Origin of the sequence: Maribellus sp. YY47 (assembly GCF_023111095.1) — a bacterium.
Classification (GTDB): Bacteria; Bacteroidota; Bacteroidia; order Bacteroidales; family Prolixibacteraceae; genus Draconibacterium.
In genome coordinates this window covers 59,294-77,560 of sequence record NZ_JALGYW010000012.1, presented here as the reverse complement: position 1 = coordinate 77,560, position 18,267 = coordinate 59,294, and the positions used below count along the sequence as shown (strand labels likewise).

General features: G+C 41.2%; 10 protein-coding genes. 9 read left to right on the top strand and 1 reads right to left on the bottom strand.

What is annotated here, in order from left to right; genetic code table 11:
- Positions 1-36 precede the first annotated feature (36 nt).
- Positions 37-2,328 carry a GH92 family glycosyl hydrolase gene (locus MR764_RS11440; protein ID WP_247979552.1) on the top strand — a complete coding sequence of 764 codons (2,292 nt, stop codon included), beginning with the start codon at positions 37-39 and terminating at the stop codon, positions 2,326-2,328.
- 352 nt (positions 2,329-2,680) lie between these two features.
- Here the strand turns inward: MR764_RS11440 and MR764_RS11435 are convergent, their stop codons facing one another.
- Positions 2,681-2,887, bottom strand: coding sequence for a hypothetical protein (locus MR764_RS11435; protein ID WP_247979551.1), 207 nt, complete (start codon positions 2,885-2,887; stop codon positions 2,681-2,683).
- 843 nt (positions 2,888-3,730) lie between these two features.
- On the opposite strand from MR764_RS11435, the gene MR764_RS11430 reads away from it, so the two are divergent.
- The 8 genes from MR764_RS11430 (at position 3,731) to MR764_RS11395 (ending at position 18,246) form a co-directional block, all read left to right on the top strand.
- A complete protein-coding gene (locus MR764_RS11430) occupies positions 3,731-6,877 on the top strand; it encodes a TonB-dependent receptor (RefSeq protein WP_247979550.1) in 3,147 nt (1,048 codons plus the stop codon).
- Positions 6,878-6,899: 22 nt separating this feature from the next.
- Positions 6,900-8,645 carry a RagB/SusD family nutrient uptake outer membrane protein gene (locus MR764_RS11425; protein WP_247979549.1) on the top strand — a complete coding sequence of 582 codons (1,746 nt, stop codon included), beginning with the start codon at positions 6,900-6,902 and terminating at the stop codon, positions 8,643-8,645.
- A gap of 550 nt (positions 8,646-9,195) precedes the next feature.
- Positions 9,196-10,032: an alpha/beta hydrolase-fold protein gene (locus tag MR764_RS11420; protein WP_247979548.1), complete on the top strand. Its 837-nt coding sequence runs from the start codon at positions 9,196-9,198 to the stop codon at positions 10,030-10,032.
- A gap of 153 nt (positions 10,033-10,185) precedes the next feature.
- Positions 10,186-11,970 carry a glycoside hydrolase family 43 protein gene (locus MR764_RS11415; protein WP_247979547.1) on the top strand — a complete coding sequence of 595 codons (1,785 nt, stop codon included), beginning with the start codon at positions 10,186-10,188 and terminating at the stop codon, positions 11,968-11,970.
- 95 nt (positions 11,971-12,065) lie between these two features.
- Positions 12,066-13,637, top strand: a complete 1,572-nt coding sequence (locus MR764_RS11410) for a glycoside hydrolase 43 family protein (protein WP_247979546.1) — start codon at positions 12,066-12,068, stop codon at positions 13,635-13,637.
- 35 nt (positions 13,638-13,672) lie between these two features.
- Positions 13,673-15,253 (top strand): carboxylesterase family protein, encoded by a 1,581-nt coding sequence (locus MR764_RS11405; RefSeq protein WP_247979545.1) that lies wholly within the window; start codon positions 13,673-13,675, stop codon positions 15,251-15,253.
- A 153-nt stretch (positions 15,254-15,406) separates the two neighbouring features.
- Positions 15,407-16,246, top strand: a complete 840-nt coding sequence (locus MR764_RS11400) for a sialate O-acetylesterase (protein ID WP_247979544.1) — start codon at positions 15,407-15,409, stop codon at positions 16,244-16,246.
- Between the two features lie 50 nt (positions 16,247-16,296).
- Positions 16,297-18,246, top strand: coding sequence for a glycoside hydrolase family 97 protein (locus tag MR764_RS11395; RefSeq protein WP_247979543.1), 1,950 nt, complete (start codon positions 16,297-16,299; stop codon positions 18,244-18,246).
- Positions 18,247-18,267: the final 21 nt, after the last annotated feature.

Below are 18,267 nucleotides of genomic sequence, written 5' to 3'. Positions count from 1 at the left end.
ACAGTAATATTAAATTCAAGCCAATAAACCTAGACTATGAAAGCCAGTAACTTAATCGTATTGCTTGTGTTTTTTCTTTCAAGCTGTTCAACGAACGAGCCCGAAACCGCTTTAGTTGATTATATAAATCCGCTGATTGGAACAGCTCCTGCATCCACGGTTAGCGCTTTGAAACACGGGCACGGCACTGAAAATAATGCCCAGGTGGTGCCTTATGTTACGGTTCCGTTTGGAATGACGAACTGGACCCCGCAAACCAAAACAAAAGAGACCAAATGTATTGCTCCCTATTACTATACCGATTCGATTATAAACGGTTTTCGAGGTAGTCACTGGTTAAGTGGATCCTGTGTTCAGGATTATGGAAGCATGACGGTTATGCCGGTTTCGGGTGAATTAATATGTTTACCCGAAAAGAGAGGTTCACACTTTTCTCATGATTCGGAAATAGCAACTCCCTACCGTTATAAGGTTCATCTAACGGATTACGGCATTCAAACCGAAATGACTGCCAGTAAACGTTGTGGAGTTTTTCGTTTTACCTATGAAAAAGGAGGAGCGGCTCATATTGTTTTGGACCCGAACAGCGACGAGGGGCAGGGATTTGCAATGGTTAATAAGGATCAGAACGAAATTGCTGGATATAATCCGGTACATCGTATCTACCAGGAATGGGGAGAACCGGCCGGATTTAGCGGATATTTTGTGGCACGTTTTAGCCGCGATTTCGACAGTTTTGGGGTGTATCACGACGATAATATTCTAGAGGGGGACACCGTCATACAGGATATGGCTAACCTTGGCGCTTATGCCAGTTTTAAGGTAGAAGCAGGCGAAAGCATCGAAGTAATGATCGGTACCTCGTTTACCAGTATGGAGGAAGCACGAAAGAACCTGGAAGCAGAAGTTGCAAAACGAAGTTTTGAGCAAGTTGAGACAGACTTAAAGGCTACCTGGGAGAAAGTGCTCAACAAGATAAAAGTAGAGGGAGGTAATGACTCAGATAAAGTAAAGTTCTACACCGCTCTTTATCATAGTTTTCTGGCGCCGCGAACCTTTAACGATGCGGACGGTTCCTACCCAAGTTTTGCCGGAGGGGAAAAAGTGCTTCATTCAGGAAATAGGGATTATTATGTGGATTTCTCGATGTGGGATACTTACCGGGCTTCTCATCCGCTATTCAATCTTATTATGCCGGATGAGAATGCCAATATGATGATGAGTCTATTGGACAAAGCAAAGAATGGGGGCTGGTTACCCATATTTCCCTGCTGGAACAGTTACACTTCTGCAATGATTGGAGATCATGTGATTGCGACACTCGCCGATGCCTATCTGAAAAATACGATTGATCTGACCGACGATGAATATGCATATCTTCTTCAAAATGCTTTTGAAACACCCGAAAACTACGAGGATTACAAGAACGGTAAAGGCCGGCGGGCCTTGTCGTCGTATCTTAAATATGGATATGTTCCCCTCGAAGACGAAGTAAAAGAGTCGTTTCATAAAAAAGAACAAGTATCGCGAACACTTGAATATGCCTTCGATGATTTTGCACTAAGCCAGGTGGCACTGAAAAGAAAGGATACGGTGAATGCGCAGCAATTATTACAACGTGCATTGAACTATCAAAATGTCTTTAGTAAGGATGATGCCTGTGTCCGGGGGCGTTTTGCTGACGGAAGTTTTACCTCCGATTTTGACAAAGAACAGCGCATGTCGTACATTACAGAAGGAACTCCATGGCAATACTCCTGGTATGTTCCGCACGATTTTAACGGACTGATGAACCTGATGGGAGGTCATCAAAATTTCTCGGAGAACCTGGATCAGTTTCATGCAAGCGGACAATACTGGCACGGCAATGAACCCGGTCATCAAATTCCTTTTATATACAACTATTGCGGTCAGCCCTGGAAAACCCAGCAACTGGTTTCCCAAATCATGAAGGATGAATATGATGCCGGAGTAGGAGGACTAAGTGGAAACGATGATGCCGGACAAATGTCGGCCTGGTATGTTTTTGCAGCAATGGGATTCTACCCGGTTTGTCCTAGCGTCCCTGAATATGTAATCTCCGGTCCGCATTTCGATCAGATTACGATTGATTTAGGCAACAACGAGCTGGTTATAAAAGCTCCGGGAGCAACTGAAGGAAACATTTACATTCAAGACGTGAAATTTAATGGCGAAACATATTCGAAAAATTACCTCAATCATTTTGACCTGCTGAAAGGAGGTACGCTGGAATTTGAGATGGGAAGTTCTCCAAACAAAGAATGGGGAGCCAACGAAGATTGTCGACCGTTCTCGTTAAGCCGGTAATTGCTTTTGGCGACTAAATTACGACATTGATTCTTAATTGTCGGGATGACAGGATTTTAATACCATTCCGGAGTTTTTTTGTATCAATGATTTACATTGTTGTTGTTGTTGTTTCAGCGGTTCACCGTTTTGTTCAAAGGAGAAAGAACTTTACTATCATGTTTTAAAAATAGAAAATTTTGAGATTAAGATAAAAGTGTCCTCTAAATCATCTCTTAAAATTTAAGTACAATTATTTTGAACTGTATCACAGTCTTGAGCAGAAAAAGAATCTTAATGAAAAAAAGGACAAATAGGTTTTGTTTGAATATGATGATGTGCCCAGAACGGGACGTTTTAATACTTTTTTCGCTTAAAATGAGATGATAGCAACCCGGTTTCCGTGCATAATCAGCGATACGCCTCCCTGGTGCCCTTCCGGATAAATATCATCGAAAGCCATGACTTCAACTCCATGATTTTGAAAATAACCGGATGAAATAAGTTTGAATTCCTGGGCTTTGAGAATGTTGGACGTGAGAAATACGATAAAACCAAAAATGAAAGCACGTTTGTTCATAATTCAGCTTTTAGGTTGTTGGTTTAAAAAAAATGCAAGGAGTTTATGATCTCCTGAAAATCAAAATTATAAAAAGTTGTAGTTTTTACAATAAACTGTTTTTGGGTCTCCGGGATTTATTCTTAAAATTTCATCAGGTTAAAACGTTTTATACTGATTTTTCTTTAACGAATTTGCGCTGCTTTCCCTATGAAAACTGTTTTTTTAATCACATTCTGGTAAAAAAATGAAATAAATAATATCAGTCGCGGTGATTTAATTTTTATCCATTATTCGAAATTGAATATCCGAATTTAAATATCCAACATAAGCTTAGTCTGTAATTTTAACAATTAGTAAAACCTAACTAAAACAAGATGAAACGTAAAATCAATTCTTTTACATTCATTGTTGCAGTTTTTGGTCGCATTGTTTTGCAACCTTTAAGAATTACTTCCAAACAAGTAAGGAACAAAGGTAAATGTCTCTTAATAGTTAAGACAAGCGTTTCTTTTTTCAAATATTTCCCAAACTGCAAGCTTGATATATCTTCCTTAAAATTAAAATATTACGTTTTATTGATAGGGTTAAAATGGAATCTTGATAAAATGAATATAATTAATTCTGATTATAAATATTGTAAGCATAAGTTAAGAATATCCGGTTAGGTTAGACAATATATCCCTTTGTTAAAGATGTACTGGATGATTAATGGAAAAACAGCTAATGAATCAATAATCTCAAAATATAATAATTTATGTAAACTTCATTAAAAACGAGTTCTTAAATAGTTAAGAAGCAGTAAGCCAAAATATTACTGCCTGTGACTAAAAAAATTACTAAATCAAATTAAAACAAAAACTTATGAAAAAAATCAAGTTAGTAAAGGTTGCGCTCTTTATGCTGCCTGTAATGCTATTGTCACTTCTGAGTTTAGGACAGACGATCTCGGTTCAGGGTACAGTAAGTAATGAAAAAGGAGATCCAATTCCTGGTGTTACCATTGTTGTGAAAGGTACCACGCAAGGAACGATTTCAGATGCCGATGGAAGTTACTCTTTTTCAGATATTCCGGATGATGCTACACTTGTTTTTACCTTTATAGGAATGAGCACTCAGGAAATCCTGGTCGATGGAAAAAGCTCGATTAATGTTATCATGAAAGAAGAGGCAATTGGTATCGAAGAAGTTGTTGCAATTGGTTACGGGGTTCAAAAGAAAAAGTTAACCACAGGTGCCAATATTAATGTTGGTTCCGATGAGCTCATTCAACAAAGCACTAGTGAAGCGCTTGAAGCCATCCAAAGCCAGGCAACTGGGGTTAATATTATCCAGAATTCCGGTATGCCCGGAGAAGGATTTAAAGTAAATATTCGTGGTCTGGGTACAATTGGTAACTCTCAGCCATTATATGTAATTGATGGAGTTGCAGGTGGGGATATAAATAATCTGAGTCCTGCCGACATTGAGTCGATCGACATACTTAAAGATGCTGCTTCGGCTGCAATTTACGGTTCACGTGCTGCCAATGGTGTAATTTTGGTTACTACAAAACAGGGTCGCAGAGGCGATATACATGTAAGCTATGACGGTTATTATGGGGTTCAGCAAATAGAGAATATGGAAAAGCCGCTCAATGCGAAGCAATTTATGGAAATTTATAATGAAGAAAGAACTGTTTCCGGTAGAGATGCGATCGACTTTGCAAGTGCAATTCCCGATTTGTATCAAAAAATACAAAGTGGGCAGTGGAATGGTACCAACTGGTTAGACGAGGCATACAATAAAAATGCGCCAATACAGAACCATGCGGTAAATATAGGCGGTGGTTCTGCGCAATCTGTTTTTTCAATGGGGTTCTCCTATGCTTCTCAGGAAGGTGTTTTGGGTAAGCCGGTTGAACCTAACTACGAAAGGTACACTGTGCGGTTAAACAGTGACCATTCAATTTACAAGAAAAATGGTCTTGATATAGTAAAAGTAGGTCAAACCTTCAATTACAGTTACAGCAAAAGAGGTGGTATTGCCATTGGCGGAATGTATTGGAATGATGTGCGTAACTTGTTGGTAGGTAATCCGCTGGTTCCACTTTATAACAATGAGGGAGAATATTACGCTGCTGATGATTTGGCAGCTTCTGGTTTGGCTGGTTTATCATCAAGAATCTATAATCCCATTGCGCAGATGCATATGAACAGGGGGATGAATGAATCCCGGAATTATAACATCAACAGCAATGCATATTTGGAAATTCAGCCGATAAGAGACTTGATATTCAGAAGCAGCTATGGGTACCGGTATAACGGGAATAGTTATCGCAGTTATCAGCCGGCTTACAATCTTGCAGGAGATGTATCCTTAAGTCCCGGTCGCATCACGCAGTCTTCAGGAAACGGACACAGCTGGACTTTTGAAAATACCTTGAATTACAGTTTTAATTCGGGCGCTCACAACTTCGATGTTCTTGTGGGGCAGTCTTTGGAAAAATGGGGCCTGGGAACAGATATGAGTGCAACAAACGCCAATCCAACATTTCTTGGATTTAATCATGCATATCTGGACAATACCGATGGATTAACTACTGGTGTTACCAGTATTTCGGGGGGCCCGCTTGGCAGAGGCCAGCTTGCTTCTTTCTTTGGCAGGGTTAATTACGACTATGCCGAAAAGTATTTGTTAACCCTTGTAATGAGAGCTGATGGTTCTTCTAATTTTGCAAAAGGAAATCGTTGGGGGTACTTTCCATCCGTTTCAGCAGGCTGGGTAATGACAGAGGAAGAATTTCTGCAAAATAATGGTGTTGTAGATTTTCTGAAGTTGAGAGTTAGTTGGGGACAAAACGGTAATTCAGAAATCGACCCATTCCAGTACTTGGCACTCGTTGGATTCGATAAAGACAACAATTACCGCTTTGGCAGCAACAGAGACGTGATGCAGTTGGGGGGCTATCCATCGATATTACCTAATCCAGATGTTAGTTGGGAAACTTCAGAGCAGTTCAATATTGGTGCGGATGCAAATTTCTTGAATTCACGACTTCAACTGGTTGCTGACTATTACAAAAAAACAACAAAAGATTGGTTAGTTCGTCAACCGTTGCCTGCAATTTTGGGGGCACAGGCTCCTTATTATAATGGTGGAGATATTGTGAATAAAGGAGTCGAGTTTGCTTTGCGATGGAATGATCGTATCGGTGAATTTAGCTACGGGGCACATTTTAACATCGCCAAAAATAAAAATGAAGTTACCCGATTGGGTAATGCAAGCGGATTTATACAAAGTAACGGAAGCATAATTTCACAGGGAACGGATCCTGTGTGGCGTGTTGAAACCGGATTTCCTGTAGGTTATTTTTATGGTTACAAAACAGCCGGAATATTCCAAAACCAGGCAGAAATTGATAACTGGACACATGGTTTTCTGCAAGAAAACCCACAACCTGGTGATGTAATTTTCTTAGATACTAATGGTGATAACACTGTAACTCCCGATGATAAAACAATGATTGGTAATCCCCATCCTGATTTTAGAATAGGATTTGGTATCAACTTTGAATACAAAGGGTTTGATTTCGCTGTTACAGCCAAAGGGGCATTCGGTCATCAGATTTTAAAATCGTACCGCTCATTTGCCGACAACGAATTTCATAATTACACCGATCGTATTTTAACAAGGTGGCATGGTGAAGGTACTTCCAATCTTCTGCCACGGCTAACTGCCGGTAATACTACGAACAGAATCAATGTCTCGGAAATTTATATTGAAGACGGAGACTTTGTCAAAATCCAAAACGTAACTCTGGGATATGATTTCAAAAGATTGATGCCGAATGTGCCTTTTGGACAGGCACGTTTATATGTTACCGCGCGTAACCTGTTTACATTTACCAATTATTCAGGCATGGATCCTGAAGTAGGTTACGGCGATGATCAGCCATTTGTATCAGGTATTGATTTAGGTTTTTATCCTTCACCACGTTCATATATGATTGGTGTAAATCTTAAATTTTAAAAACTATTAAATGAGAAATGTTATGAAAAAAATAATATATTATTTGATTGCAGTTTTATTGCTATGGGGGTGTGAAAATTTTCTGGACAGCGATCCTCTTACCGATAAAACCTCAGCCAACTTTCCTCAAACAGCAGCTGATGCTGAACAAATGATGGCTGGAATTTACACTATAATGAACAATTTGCAGAGTCAGGTTGACCGAAGCCCATTCTTTATCTGGGAAGTTGCAAGCGATGAAAAGCTTGGTGGTGGTGGAATGAATGATATTCAGGCACAATCGTATGAAACGTTTCAGTTCTCCGACAATGAAATGTTGTCAAATTCTTGGAGTGTTTTGTATCAGGGCGTACACAGAGCCAACTTTGCCATAGAGAATATGCCGTTACTCGGAGATGAGGTTGTTAGCCCTGAAAAAAAGGCTCAGTTTACCGGAGAAGCAATGTTTTTGCGCGCCTGGTACTATTACCAGCTACATACGGTTTTTAATGAAGTTCCACTGAAAATTACCACAGAAAACGTGAATTTACCCGCTGCTTCAGCTGATGAAATTTACGGACAAATTGCTTCTGACCTGAAAAATGCCATTGAAATGCTTCCGAGCATATCCTACGACCAAACCCAGCAGGGAAGAATTACCAAATGGGCAGCAGAAGCCTTAATGGCCCGGATATTCCTTTTTTATACCGGTTTCTATAACAAAAATGAGATTGCATTACCAGGAGAAGGAAGCGTTTCAAAACAAAACGTTATTTCATGGCTGGAAGATTGCTATAAAAACAGCGGTCATTATTTAGTAGGCGATTTTCATGAACTTTGGGCTTATACCAATTCATTGTCTATAGGTGATTATGGATACATTCAGGATTACATGGCTGAAACAGGTAAGAGTCTCACTTATGCAAGTGACAATGGTGCCAGAAACCCGGAATCTGTTTTTGTTCTTCAGTTCTCGAATTTTGCAGGCTGGGGTATTGACAGAGGTTACTCTAATACCTATATGTTATTTTATGCCTTAAGAGGGCTGCAGAATCTAGAACGCACCTATCCGTTTGCCGGTGGCTGGGGACAAGGCAACTCTATTCCTGCATCTTTGGTTGACCAATGGAAACAAGACGAGCCCAACGATGTGAGACTTTGGGCCTCTGTAATGGATATTGAGAAAGAAGTTGTTCCATTAGGCTATCAAAGAGGACAATGGGACTTTGTTTTGGAAAGCAATTACTGGGGTAAAAAATATAACGGAGTTACTGCCAGAGCGAGTGATGGTAAATTGAAAAATGATTATGGTGTAATTATGTATGGAACATCTGACAACAATCAGTTGTCTCATACCGATGACTTGGTCTATATCCGTTTTGCCGATGTACTTCTTATGTTGTCTGAACTGAAAGAAGATGCAACATACATGAATGAAGTAAGAGAGCGTGCTGATTTGCCTCCTGTTCCCTATTCACTGGAGAATATTCAGAAAGAAAGACAGCACGAATTGGCATTTGAAGGCCTGAGATGGAATGATATGAGGCGCTGGGGCGACAGTTACGCCAAAGCTGCCCTGGAATCACAAGAGGGAGTAGCAGTTTATAACTTTGGAGCACCAGCTATACATTCAGCTTTACATCCTGACGGATATAGTTCGCGCTACGATGCAACAAAAGGTTTCTTCCCAATTCCTCAAAGTCAGATTGACCTTTCCGAAGGCATGCTGGAACAAAATGAGGGATACAGTCTGTCAGGAGAAGGACTGTACAGAGGTTGGCAAAATTAACCGGAGAAAACAATATGATTACTAAAAAAACTGATTATTTTGTTTGGAAAGACTTTTTTATAATTCGTTTGAAGTAGCAATATAGTTTAGTTTGTTAATTAGACAATAAAGCGCCGCCAATTCTTTTGTGTGGCGCTTTTGGTTTCTTTTTTTGTCAGAAAGTCCCTGGATATTTAATCCAGAATAAAGAAATAATACTCAAAATTATCCCGGTTGTGTCTTTTATACAAGCATTCCCTCAATGCATAACGGAAGAAGTAAAATCGGAAATTTGAGTACACCAAGTTTTCATTTTTGTTGGTGTTTTCCGCGAATAATAAATGTTGTATTCATTCAGGCCTCTTGTCTAATACTACAAAGATGAACAATTATAAATACTACAATTGCGGTAATATATCTTTATGGCAAGGTATTAATTCGTCTTTTTTGTTGATTCTTTAAACACTGTATCCAGATTTGAAAATCCAATATCTGAAAATAACAATGAAGTTTTTATTCATTTCCTAAATTCAACCCCGTGAATTATACAAATCAATTTAAACTTAAATGAATGAAACAATTTGTGTTCGTTTTATGCGTTTGCACTTGTATTTTGTCGCATTCAAATGCACAACAGAGCAACTTTCGGGTCGATAGTGAATTCGACCAAATTAGGACAAACATCCCACATGGAAAAATCGACACACTAAACTACTATTCCTCTACAGTCGGTACCGAACGAACCACACTTGTTTATACCCCTCCCGGTTATTCGACCGAAAGAAATTACCCGGTACTTTACCTTTTGCACGGCATTGGAGGCGACGAGTTTGAATGGTTAAACGGCGGGCACCCCGAAATAATTTTAGACAACCTGTATGCCGACGGAAAAGTGGAGCCGATGATTGTGGTTCTGCCTAACGGTCGTGCCATGAAAAACGACAGAGCTGAAGGTAATGTTATGGCTCCTGATAAAGTACAGGCATTTGCCACTTTCGAAAAGGATTTGTTAAACGACCTAATTCCGTTTATTGAAAAATCTTATCCTGTTCTTGACGACCAAAAACACCGGGCTATTGCCGGTTTATCGATGGGAGGCGGGCAATCGCTGAATTTTGGGCTTGGAAACCTCGACAAGTTTGCCTGGGTGGGCGGATTTTCATCGGCCCCAAATACAAAAGCCCCCGAGCAGTTAGTTCCCAATGTTGAAGAAGCAAAAAAACAACTGAAACTGCTCTGGATTTCGTGTGGAGACAAAGATGGCTTATTGAATTTTAGTAAACGCACTCACGATTATCTGACAGAAAAAGGTGTACCGCATGTTTACCATATTATTCCTGAAGGATATCATGATTTTAAAGTGTGGAAAGATAGCCTTTATATGTTTGCCCAGTTGCTTTTCAAATAAAATCCGGAAATGTAATGTTTTTAGGATAAATTCGGATTCCCGAATTTTCGGAAGCCGGTTAAGGTTTTAGTTTTCTCCGTCGCAAAAGAGTAAATCCATAGCCTGGCGTAACGAAGAGTTCAAAATTTAATTAAATAAAAAAATATTATAGAAATGAATTTACAACATCAGAAATTGACATCAATTATGAATTATCGGTTTTTATTACTTTCAATATTATTAACCGTATTGGCTTTTAACCTCTTAGCCGGGAACAATAAGGTAAAGGAAACTCCGGCAAAAAATGCACCCGTTTTTTCTGATTTTGTTTATCAGGGTAATGACAATGTTTACAAGAACTATCCTCTTGAAGCAGATGAGTTTTATAACCCGATCTTACAAGGGTGCTATCCCGATCCGGCAATCACGCGAAAGGGCGACGATTATTACCTGGTTTGTTCATCGTTTGCTATGTTTCCGGGGGTTCCGATTTTTCATTCAACAGATATGGTAAACTGGACTTCGCTTGGAGGCGTGCTCGATAATCCCGAAACATTCGATACCCACGACTGTGGCATTAGTGCAGGCGTTTATGCGCCGGGAATTACTTACAATCCGAATAATGATACTTTTTACATGATTACCACTGCATTTACCGGCGGTTTAAACAACATTATCGTTAAAACGAAAGACCCTAAAAAAGGTTGGGGCGATCCCATTAGGTTGGCTTTTGGAGGTATCGATCCTTCCATTTTTTTCGATGACGATGGTAAAGCATATATCGTTCATAACGATGCTCCTGATCATGGAAAAGAGCTGTACAATGGTCACCGTGTCATCAAAATCTGGGAATACGATACAGAGAAAGATCAGGTTATTGAAGGAACCGACAAAATAATTGTAGACGGAGGTGTTGATTTATCAAAAAAACCGATCTGGATTGAGGCACCACACCTTTACAAAAAAGATGGAAAATACTACTTGATGTGTGCCGAAGGTGGAACCGGAGGATGGCACAGCGAAGTTATTTTTAAAAGTGATAATCCGAAAGGACCATTTATTCCGGCGCCAAGCAATCCGATTTTAACACAGCGATATTTTGCGAAAGAAAGAGATAACAAAGTGGATTGGGCTGGCCATGCCGATATAATTGAGGGTCCGAACGGCAAGTGGTATGGCGTTTTTCTGGCAGTTCGGCCAAACGAAGAACAGCGGGTGAACACCGGGCGCGAGACTTTTATTTTGCCGGTAGACTGGTCAGGAGAATTTCCGGTATTTGAGAATGGTCTTATTCCATTGGAACCCAAACTGAAATTGCCCAAAGGAGTTGAAAACAAAACCGGACAAGATGGTTTTATGCCCAATGGCAATTTTACCTTCGCTGACGATTTTTCAGCAAAGAAACTGGATTACAGCTGGATTGGATTGCGTGGGCCACGTGAGGCTTTTATCGCTCAAACAAAAAATGGATTGCAAATTAATCCTTTCGAAACCAACATAAAAGAAGTGAAACCGACATCGACCCTGTTTTACCGGCAACAGCACAACAGTTTCTCGTACGCTGTTACAATGGATTATCAACCTCAGTCGGAAAAGGACCTTGCAGGAATTGTTGCTTTGCAAAGCGAAAACTCAAATTATGTTTTTGGAATAACCAAAAAAGGAAATGAATACTATTTATTGCTGCAACGAAACGAAAAAAAGAGATGGTCGAGAGAGATGGATTCCAAAATAGTTGGCAGTACAAAAATTGATGTTTCGAAACCCATTCGTTTACAGGTTGCCGCCAACGGAGATAAGTATGAGTTCTCTTATTCAGCTAATGAAACCGATTTCGTAACCGTGGGTGGAACCGTTTCAGGAGATATTTTATCAACCGATGTCGCCGGTGGTTTTACCGGTTGTTTACTGGGACTTTATGCAACGTCAGCAAACGATGCAGAACCAATTTTGGAATAATCAGTAAGCTAATTATTTGTCCATTTCGATTTTTTAGGAGGATGGAACAAGACATTATATAAGCTGAAGTATTCAAACGTTTTTATAACCCAACTATGAATATTTATCGATTAAGTGCCATATTTCTTTTTTTTCTGCTTAATGCGGGAAGCAGTTTCGCACAGCAGGCAACAAATCCTGTTATTTATGCCGATGTCCCTGATCTTTCAATGATTAGGGTGGGGGATACCTATTACATGAGTAGCACCACCATGCACATGAGTCCGGGAGTACCAATAATGAAATCGACCGACCTGGTAAACTGGGAGATGGTGAGTTATGCTTATGATACGCTGGCAGATATTGATCCGATGAACCTCGACAACGAAAAACGTGCCTATGGAAAAGGATCGTGGGCGAGCTGTATCCGTTACCACAACAATAGGTATTATGTGTCAACCTTTTCGAGCACAACCGGTAAAACATATGTTTTCTCAACAAAAGACATTGAAAAAGGCGAATGGGAAAGACATGAATTTTCTCCGAGCTTGCACGACAATACCTTGTTTTTCGACGACGACGGCAAAATTTATATGATTTGGGGAGCCGGAAAATTAATGATGGCCGAACTTGAACCTGATTTTTCGGGGGTTAAGGAAGGAACCGAAAAAGTATTGATTGAAAATGCAAGTGCCCCGGCAGGCGACAATATTATGCTGCCAGCAGAAGGCTCGCAATTGTTTAAAGTAAGAGGAAAATACTACCTTTTTAACATTACCTGGCCGCGTGGCAGCATGCGTTCGGTGGTTATTCACCGGGCCGATAATATTAATGGCCCGTGGGAAGGTCGCCTGGCCTTGCAGGATAAAGGTGTTGCACAGGGCGGACTGATAGACACTCCCGATGGAAGATGGTTTTCTTTTCTGTTTCGCGATTATGGTTCGGTAGGTCGCATTCCGTATCTGGTACCTGTAAAATGGGAAGATGGATGGCCTGTTTTGGGTGTTGATGGAAAAGTTCCCGATACGCTGGATTTACCGGCCAGCAAAGGTTTGATTCCGGGAATTGTGAATTCCGATGAATTTACCCGCAAAAAGAACGACGCTGATTTGCCACTGGTTTGGCAGTGGAACCACAACCCGGTAAATGAGCTTTGGTCGGTACGCGACCGCAAAGGATATTTACGCCTTACTACCGGCCGTGTTGACGAGAGTTTTGTGTATGCAAGAAACACCCTTACTCAGCGAACTTTTGGCCCGGTAAGTTCGGCCAATACCCGAATGGATGCTTCGAACATGAAAGATGGCGATTATGCCGGATTTTGTGCCTTGCAAAGAAAGTACGGTCAGGTAGGCGTAAAAATGACCGGCGGCGAGAAATTTATTTATATGATCAGTAACGAAACCGATACTCCCGTTGAAATGGAAAGTCTGCCGCTAACACAAAACGAAGTATATTTTAAAATCGACTGCGATTTCCGCGACCGAAAAGATATGGCCCGTTTTTATTACAGTCTCGACGGAAAATCCTGGACGGCAATTGGCAGTCCGCTAAAAATGGAATATACCCTGATGGAACATTTCATGGGCTACCGTTTTGGCTTTTTTAATTATGCCACCAAAAGTCCGGGTGGATTTGTCGATTTTGATTACTTCCGCGTTGGCGCTCAATTAACCGAAAAACAATAATTTAAGCTGTTCTTATAAATCCAAATCTAAACCAAATGAAACAAATATCTTATATAAGCACTTTGCTCTTGTTGCTTTCAATGACTTTTTGTTCGCCCAAAGATCCTACCTTGGTAGAAGTAGAAGGTGGAATGATTCAGGGAACAGTGGAAGACAGTTTGCTGGTTTTTAAAGGAATCCCTTTTGCAGCGCCACCTGTGGGCGACCTGCGTTGGAAAGCGCCTCAACCTGTTCAGAAGTGGGATAGCATAAAACAAACCACCGGGTTTGCTCCAGCTCCCATGCAGTGGGGAAATCCTCCTTCGGGGAAAAGTGAAGATTGCTTGTACCTGAACATCTGGACACCCGCAAAATCAAAAGATGAAAAACTACCGGTGCTGGTGTGGATTTATGGAGGAGGGTTTAGCTTTGGTGCTACTTCTGAACCGGGTTACGATGGTGCAAAACTGGCCACAAAAGGTGTTGTACTGGTAAGTGTTGCCTACCGCGTCGGACAGCTTGGATTTTTGGCTCATCCCGAATTAAGTGCCGAAAATCCGGATGGTGTTTCAGGGAATTATGGATTACTTGATCAGATCGCCGGACTTAAATGGATTCAAAACAATATTGCTGCGTTTGGCGGCGATCCAGAGAAAGTAACCATTTTTGGGGAATCGGCAGGTGGCATTTCGGTGAGTATGTTATGTGCTTCACCATTGGCAAAAGGTTTAATTCATGGGGCTATTTCGCAAAGCGGTGGTTCGTTTGGGCCAACACGCCGAATAACTTATCCGGGAGAAAATATGAAAACACTCGGGCATGCCGAAGCTGACGGAGTAGTTTATGCCGAACGGGCAGGTGCAAAATCGATTGACGAGTTACGGGCAATTCCGGCAGAGAAACTGCCTATGGGAATGGGGATGGAAGGCGGATGGCCAATTGTGGATGGTTATGTCATCCCTGACGATCAGTATAAAATGTACGAAGCCGGAAGTTTTAACGATACACCGATACTGGTAGGTTATAATTCAGATGAAGGAGCAAGTTTTACGCGCACCAAAGATCCGAAAGAGTTTGCCGATGCTGTTCGGGAGCGTTATGGCAAATTTGCCGATGCTTTGCTTCAGGCTTATCCTGTAACAGAAACCGCCGTTCCAAAATCGGCGCGCGATCTTTCACGCGATGCGGCTTTTGGTTGGCAAACCTGGAGCTGGGCACGTTTACAATCAAAAATGGGCAAGTCGAAAGCCTATTTATATTATTTCGATCAACATCCGGCTTATCCGGAAGACTCTCCCCTGTATGGCTATGGTTCTCCTCATGGACAGGATGTAGCTTATGTTTTCATGCACCTGAATCCGAACGATGAGCGGACAACAGAATCTGATTTAAAATTGTCGGATGCCATTGGAACTTACTGGACCAACTTTGCCAAATATGGTGATCCAAATGGTGAGGGAGTTCCGGAATGGAATCCATATAGCGAAGAGGATCCCAATGTTATGTACCTCACCGGTCCTGTACCTTTTTCTGGTCCGGTGCCGGGTATTGAATCTCTAAAAGTATTGGATGAATATTTCGTATGGAGAAGAACTTTTGAAGGTGCCGAATGGGCTAATCAAATAAATGATAATTAAATCTCCTATGAATTCTCCCGATTACCCGGTAATTCCCTAAAAATTAAAAATTTAAACCTATGAAACGACCATGACGAAGATTAGCCAAAAAAAAGGATAATTAAAATCATGGGAGTTCCATCGAATACGAACGAAATAGAAAATTTTAATGAGATGAAAATCAAAATAGCTTTTATTTCAACTTTAATCCTTTTAATGGTTGGGATGGATGGTTTTTCTCAGGATAAAAACTTCTACATCTTCCTTTGCCTGGGGCAATCGAATATGGAAGGAAATGCCCCCATTGAGGAACAGGATAAGGAAAATGTTGATCCCCGTTTTCAGGTGATGTCAACCATTGATTGCCCTGATTTGGGGCGCGAAAAAGGACAATGGTACACTGCTGTGCCTCCACTTTGTCGTTGTTATACTGGTTTAACTCCGGCTGATTATTTTGGCCGTACACTGGTTGCAAACTTACCTGAAAAAGTGAGGGTAGGTGTTATTAATGTTGCAGTGGGCGGCTGTAAAATAGAATTGTTCGACAAAGACAATTATCAATCATATGTTGAAACGTCTCCTGATTGGTTGAAGAATATGGTAAAAGAGTACGATGGCGATCCTTATCAGCGTTTGGTGGATATGGCAAAACTGGCTCAGAAAGACGGCGTGATCAAAGGAATTCTATTGCACCAGGGCGAATCAAATACGAACGATACACTTTGGACTCAAAAGGTAAAATTAGTGTACGATAATTTGATGACGGACCTGAACCTGAAACCCAAAAATGTTCCTTTGCTGGCTGGCGAAGTTGTAAGTGCCGATCAGGGTGGGGCATGTGCCAGCATGAATAAAATAATTGCAACCCTGCCCGAAGTAATTCCAAATTCATACGTAATTCCTTCCAATGGATGTCCGCAAAGAGGTGATAATTTGCATTTTACAGCCGAAGGTTACCGAATGCTGGGAAAACGTTATGCCGAAACCATGCTTCCGTTACTTGGTATAAAATAAAGGAATAGACAATAATGTTTTAAGGGTCAGATAGTTTTAAATATCAGCTTATGAAAAAAATAGTATTAATCGTTATTTACCTCATTGGATTTACCGGAATAATTGAGGCGCAAGATCAAAAAGTAACCAGCCCCGATGGTAATCTGGTGGTTGCGGTTACCGTGGATAACGGCTCGCCGGTTTATAGCGTGGTTTTAAACGGGAAGCAGTTTATTGCAAAGTCGCCAATCGGAATGAGAACCAACATCGGCGATTATTCACAGGAACTGACGATGGCAGAAAACATCAACAGAACAGAAATTGATGAAACATACGAACTTCCCAATATCAAAAAAAGTAAGGTTAATTATAAAGCCAGCGAAGCTTTTTTTTCGTTTCTGAAAGACAACAAGCCTGCTTTCGATGTGGTTTTCAGGGTAAGCAACAACGATGTAGCTTTTAAGTACAAGGTGTATCCGAAAAGAGACCGCCGTTCTTGTGTAATAAACGAAGAAACAACGGGTTTTTATTTTCCTGAAGGAACCACCACTTTTCTTTGTCCGCAAAGTAACCCGATGGGTGGTTTTGCCCGCACATCGCCCAGTTACGAAACGCCCTATTCTGTTGATGATCCTATCGGGAAAAATGGCTGGGGAAATGGCTACACTTTTCCATGTTTATTTAAAGTGAACGACAATGGCTGGGTACTCATTTCCGAAACCGGAGTTGATGCCGGTTATTGCGGAAGTCGCCTGATTGGTCATGAAAGCGGATTATACACCATTGGTTTTCCGCAGGAAGGAGAAAACAACGGTAACGGAACTACTTCTCCGGGAATTCCGCTTCCGGGTGAAACGCCCTGGCGAACCATTACTGTTGGCGAAACACTCGCCCCGGTTGTGGAAACTACGGTTCCTTTCGATGTGGTGAAACCCAAATACGAGGCATCTCAAAAATACCATTATACAAAGGGATCGTGGAGCTGGATTATAAAAATGGATGGCGGAACAGTTTACGATGTGCAGAAAGAATACATCGACTTTAGCGCAGCAATGGGTTGGGGAACCATTTTGGTAGATGCGCTTTGGGATACGCAAATTGGTCGCGATAAAATTGCTGAATTGGCAACCTATGGCCAAACAAAAGGCGTAGGCTTGTATCTCTGGTACAACTCAAACGGATATTGGAACGATGCGCCACAGAGTCCAAAGGGAATTATGGACAATCCGATTTCACGCCGCAAAGAAATGGCCTGGATGAAAAGTGTCGGGATAAAAGGAATAAAAGTTGATTTCTTTGGTGGCGACAAGCAGGAAACAATCAAACTGTATGAAGATATTCTATACGATGCCAACGATTACGGACTGATGGTAATTTTTCATGGTTGTACTTTGCCGCGTGGCTGGGAGCGTATGTTCCCCAATTATGCAGCCAGCGAAGCCGTTTTAGCCAGCGAGAATCTTCATTTCGGACAAGGAAGTTGCGATAACGAGGCTTTCAACGGCTGTTTGCATCCCTTTATCCGAAATGCTGTAGGGAGTATGGATTTTGGCGGAAGTGCACTGAATAAATTTTACAATGCCAACAATACACCCAATCGCGGTAGCCGGAGAATTACGTCTGATGTCTATGCACTTGCCACTGCCGTATTGTTTCAAAGCCCGGTTCAGCATTTTGCATTGGCGCCCAATAACCTGACAGACGCTCCGGCCTGGACAATCGATTTTATGAAACAAGTGCCCTCCACCTGGGACGATGTTAAGTTCATCGATGGTTATCCCGGAAGGTACGTGGTACTGGCCCGGCGCCATGGAGACAAATGGTACATCGCCGGAGTAAATGCACAGAAAGAAACTTTGAAACTGACGATTAAACTTCCGATGCTGCAACCCGGCGAAAAATTGCAGTTTTATACTGACGATGCAGGTTTGAAAGGAAATCTATCAACCATAAAACTGAATAAAGCGCGGGAAGTTGAGCTGAATATTCCTTCCAACGGAGGATCATTGCTTGTGAATTAAGCAATGCTAACCAATAAAAAC